Source organism: Trueperella sp., from assembly GCF_043424875.1.
Lineage (GTDB): Bacteria > Actinomycetota > Actinomycetes > Actinomycetales > Actinomycetaceae > Trueperella.
Window position 1 is genome coordinate 1 of sequence record NZ_JBHWPL010000096.1, and the last position, 5,024, is coordinate 5,024.

The 5,024-nt window shown below is 61.7% G+C and carries 6 protein-coding genes; all 6 read left to right on the forward strand.

Annotated features, from left to right (window positions below; translation table 11 throughout):
* Position 1: 1 nt before the first annotated feature.
* Positions 2–145 carry a metal-sensing transcriptional repressor gene (locus ACHFFR_RS08280; protein WP_394263802.1) on the forward strand — a complete coding sequence of 48 codons (144 nt, stop codon included), beginning with the start codon at positions 2–4 and terminating at the stop codon, positions 143–145.
* A 21-nt stretch (positions 146–166) separates the two neighbouring features.
* Complete coding sequence (locus tag ACHFFR_RS08285) at positions 167–661, forward strand: hypothetical protein (RefSeq protein ID WP_394263797.1); 495 nt, start codon at positions 167–169, stop codon at positions 659–661.
* A gap of 59 nt (positions 662–720) precedes the next feature.
* On the forward strand, positions 721–1,182 hold the full coding sequence (locus tag ACHFFR_RS08290; RefSeq protein ID WP_394263798.1) for a hypothetical protein: 462 nt from the start codon (positions 721–723) through the stop codon (positions 1,180–1,182).
* A gap of 205 nt (positions 1,183–1,387) precedes the next feature.
* Positions 1,388–4,021 (forward strand): DMSO/selenate family reductase complex A subunit, encoded by a 2,634-nt coding sequence (locus tag ACHFFR_RS08295; RefSeq protein ID WP_394263799.1) that lies wholly within the window; start codon positions 1,388–1,390, stop codon positions 4,019–4,021.
* 32 nt (positions 4,022–4,053) lie between these two features.
* Positions 4,054–4,755: a DMSO/selenate family reductase complex B subunit gene (locus ACHFFR_RS08300; protein ID WP_394263800.1), complete on the forward strand. Its 702-nt coding sequence runs from the start codon at positions 4,054–4,056 to the stop codon at positions 4,753–4,755.
* A partial coding sequence (locus ACHFFR_RS08305; protein WP_394263801.1) for a DmsC/YnfH family molybdoenzyme membrane anchor subunit occupies positions 4,755–5,024 on the forward strand: 270 nt, incomplete at its 3' end. The genes ACHFFR_RS08300 and ACHFFR_RS08305, both read left to right, overlap by 1 nt.

Genomic DNA, 5,024 nt, shown 5'->3' on the forward strand with positions numbered 1-5,024 from the left:
CATCCACCAGCTAGCGGCCGTCACCTCCGCACTCAACAAGGCGGGCTACACGATCATCGCCTCGGCCATGCGCAATTGCGTGACGACGGACGACCCGCAATACACGCCCGAAGAACTCGAAAAGGCATTCATCTCACTCGCCTAAGACTTCACTAGGAGCGGCCCGATGACGCTATTTGGCAGAAAGAAGAGCCCCACAATATCCTTCGCCAAAAGATTGGAGGCCTACGCTCCGTACCTTGTCGCAACGGCATGGGATTTCACCGAGAGGTCACCGGAGATAGCCAAGCTCTGGATCTACGCCACAGTCGTGAAGCGGCGCCTGCTCGTTGAACCGGTATTCAAGGTAGAAGGCAAGATCCATACGTGCGAGGAACTTGGCGAAGCGTTCCCCCACACCTCCACGAATGCAACTGAGGATCTCAAGGACGACCTGGGGAATCTGCTTGACAGTTGGCTCACACAGGTGCGCAAGGATCCCCATCCCACGCACATGGTTCTCGCGTTCACTCCGGACATCGAGGCCCTGGACGCCAACTTCTCCTATGCGCCGCTCGAGGTTGTGGAAGAGATCGAGGGTCTCGACCCCACCCAGGTGATATTCAAAAAGTGGCTTGAGCGCCTTCGCATAACTGGCGATGATTCGCCGGACCTCAACTAGGCGCCGTTAGTCGACGACGACGCTGGAATAATCGCGCCAGTTCGTGGTGAAATCGTCGTATGACGAATTTTCAGCAGGCCTTCGCTGCCGCCGCCCCACGTTTTATTGAGGTTGCCTATGGCTTCGCGCTTCACTCCGACAAGGTGGACAAGCTGTGGGTATATGTCACCGAAGAGGACGGCGTGAGCGTTGCCGAGGCGTTCTTTCTTGCAGATGGCCGCTACCTGCAGGCGTTCGAGATGGGCGGGGCTATCTCTGGCGTGGACAGCTCACCGGATGGGCAGGATGCACTTTTTGATGGTCTCTTGGACGTGTTGAACGAGCTCTACGATGAGGCCGAATCTCTTCCTACCCGCATGATCATTTATTATGTGCCTGCAACGAAGGAGATGGGCGCGGACTTTTACTACGGCGAACTTCAGCCGGGCGTCGCCGATCGCGATCTGCTGCCCGACGCCACGCTTGCCGAGCATTGGTTCGAGCGACTCGCGGCAACAGGCGAGGATTCGGCAACGCTTTAGGCCCGACGGCGCTCACCAACGGCCGCCCGCGGCCAGCGCGACCCATTGCCACACACCGATCCAACCTGCGCAAACGACCCCTGCCTCCGCCCGCCAAAACCCGGGACCTAGGTCTAATTTACACGTGACGATTAGTCATAGTATTGACCTGTATTTCTGGTAAAAACCAGTTGTTCGCTCACCAGTCCAACCGAAGGTGAACACTATGACCCAAACTCTGCCAACGAAGGACGATGTCACGGCCGCTGGACCGTCGCGTCGAACATTCCTCAAGTGGTCGGGCGTGGCCGCCGGAGTCGCCGGCCTAGCTGCGACGACGACGGGGCTCGGCTCCCCGAGCCCGGCAAGCGCCGCCCAAGTTGACGGTTACGCCGAGGCCGACCGAACTGTCTGGTCGGCCTGCATGGTCAACTGTGGCGCTCGATGCCCTCTGCGCCTTCAGGTCAAGGACGGCCACGTCGTGCGCGTTCTGCCGGATAACACCGGCGGCGAGGAGCTCGACCAGCCGTGGCGCATCCCGGCATGTCCTCGCGGTCGATCAATCCGTCACCGCATCTACAACCCCGATCGCCTCAAGTCCCCGCTCAAGCGCCGCGAGGGCACCAAGCGCGGCGAGAACCTGTGGGATGAGATTTCCTGGGTGCAGGCACTCGACGAGATCGCGGCCAAGTACGAGCAGATCCTCGACCAGTACGGCCCCGAATCCGTCTTCCCGACGTACGGCACCGGCGTCGTGTCTGGAAACATCACGAGCTCCTACACCCCGTACGGCGGGCCGGTCGCGCGGCTGTTCAACCTCAAGGGCGGCTACCTCGGCTACTACGGCGACTACTCGACGGGCGGCATCACCGAGGCGATGCGCCTGACCCTCGGCGGCTACTTCGACTCCAACTCCACGGACGATCTGGTGAACACCAAGCTGTACGTGCTGTGGGGCCATTCCCCGATGGAGACGAAGATGTCGGGAGGCTCCGAAGCCTTCTACGCGCAAAAGCTGCTCAAGCAAACGAGCGTCAAGACCTACATCGTTGACCCGCGGCACTCCGACTCGGCCGCGCTGCTCGCCGATGAGTGGATCGCACCCCGGCCAGGCACGGACGCCGCGCTCGTGGCCGGCATCGCACACGTCCTCATCAAGGATGACCTGCACGATCAGGAGTTCCTCGATGAGTACTGCCTCGGATTCGACGAAGACCACCTGCCCGACGACGCGCCCAGGAACTCCTCCTACCGCGCGTACATCGAGGGCAAGGGTCCCGACGGCACCGAGAAGACGCCCGAATGGGCATCGAAGATCACGGGCGTGCCGGCGTCGACGATCGTGAAGTTCGCCCACGACCTCGGGAACAACAAGCCCTCGATGATCCATCAGGGATGGGGCCCGCAGCGCCATGCAGCCGGCGAAAACTCGGCGCGCGCCGTCATCACGCTCAACGCCATGCTCGGCAACCCAGGTATCCCCGGCGGCGGACTTGGCACGAACAACGGCACCGCGGCGCTTGCCATCGCCAAGCCGTTCTGGACCACGAACCCCGTGACGAAGATGATCTCCCACTTCTCGTGGCTCGAGGCCATCCAGCGTGGCACTGAGATGCGCGGTGTCGACGGCGTTCGTGACTGGGACGACGACGGCGAGGCCATTCACGACCCCAAGCTCGAGACGAACCTCAAGTTCCTCTTTGCCTACGGATCGAACATCCTCATCAACCAGAACTCCGAAATCAATAAGGCCACGGAGATCCTCACGGATGATTCGCTGGCCGAGCTGATCGTCGTCGTCGACAATCAGTGGACGTCCTCGTGCGAGGTTGCCGACTACGTCCTGCCCGGCACGATGAACACGGAAGAGTCGGATATCGTGTTGCAGGCGATGTCGGCGAACATGGGCTACACGATCGTCACCTCGCAGGCGACGGAGCCGCTGTACGAATCGAAGCCGATCTTCGATATCTGCGCCGAGCTGGCTGAGCGCCTCGGAGTCGGTGACGAATTCACCGAGGGCCGCACGCAGGACGAGTGGGTCGAATACTCACTCGACGAATCGCGCAAGCTCACGCCGGGTCTGCCCAGCTATGAGGAGATGAAGGAGCAGGGCGTCTACAAGGAATTGATGGACACGGCCCGCCCGCTCACGGATTTCCGCGACGACCCCGAAGCCAATCCCCTTGCCACGCCATCGGGCCTCATCGAGATTTACTCGCCGGAGGTCGCATGGAAGGCGGAGAACTGGGATCTGCCCGAGGGCGACGTCGTGACGCCGCTTCCCGAGTTCATCCGCACGTGGGAGGACGCCGAAGCCGCCAAGGAGAACGCCGATTACCCGCTTCAGATGATCGGCTACCACTTCAAGGGCCGCACCCACTCCTCGTACGGAAACGTCGACTGGCTCCGCGACGCCCACCAGCAGGTGGCGTGGATCAACACGATGGACGCGGAGGCTCGCGGCATTAAGAACATGGACACGGTGGACGTGTTCAATGAGCGCGGCCGCACGCGCCTGAAGGCGAAGGTGACGCCGCGCATTATGCCCGGCGTGGTCTCGATTCCCGAAGGCGCGTGGTACAAGCCGGACCGCAACAATCTTGGCCCCGAGGGAACCCCGATTGACATGGGCGGCAACCCGAACACGGTGACGTCGCTGCGCCCCTCGGCGCTCGCGAAGACCAACGCTCAGTACACGAACAACGTTCAAGTTGAGCTTGCCTCCGATCAGTGGGGCGAGATCCACGATCCGTTCCAGATGTGGCCCGACGACGTCAACAACCACAAGCCGGGAGCGGAGACGGGCTTCCCTGACGAGCTCTCCACCCGGAACAACTACCGCCAGTCGCAGGGCTGATCGGCCAATCGAAGGCTAAGTGAGGTTAGAAAATGAGCATTGACACGAATTCGGCCCGCACCACTCGATTGACGGGATCCGACCGCATCGTGCCCGAGGGCACGGTGGCTACTGAATCGGGAGCGAACTACGGCTTCTACTTTGACCAGACGGTGTGCAACGGCTGCCGCGCCTGCCAGATCGCGTGCAAGGACAAGCACGATACGCCGGTGGGCGTGAACTGGCGCCGGGTCGTCGAATACTCGGGCGGCTCGTGGCAGCAGTCCGGCGACACGATGAATCCGAGCGTATTCTCCTACTACACGTCGATCGCCTGTAATCACTGCGAGGACGCCATTTGCATGCAGGTGTGCCCGACGACGGCGATGAGCCGGCGCGAGGACGGCACCGTGTTCGTGGACCCGGGTAAGTGCGTGGGCTGCCGCTACTGTGAGTGGGCCTGCGCGTATGGCGCTCCGCAGTTCAACGCGGAGGTCGGCCAGATGACCAAGTGCGACCTGTGCTACGACTACCGCTCGCAGGGTCAGGATCCCGCGTGCGTGGAGGCGTGCCCGACGCGCGCGCTCGACTGGGGTCCGATCGAGGATCTGCGCTCGGCGTACGGCACGGAGAATGGCACGGCGCCGCTGCCCGATCCGACGATCATGAAGCCGCGCCTCGTCATCACCCCCCACCGCGACGCCCAGCGTTGGAACAGCGCCACGGGCAGCATCTCGAACCCGGAGGAGATCTAATGAATCTGCATGAACTCCCCATGATCATCTTCACGGTCGTTTCTCAAATGGCCGTGGGCATGTTCGTGGTGCTCGGCGTGCTGGATCTGTGGCTGACCACGAAGGTCGACAACAAGACGGCAGACCGTCTCGTCACCCCGATCGTTTACCTGATCGGCCCGGTCCTCGTGCTCGCAATGATTACTTCAATGTTCCACATGAACGACATTTCGAACATGTTCAACGTCATCCGTAACGCGGGTAGTTCCTGGCTCTCACGCGAAATTCTC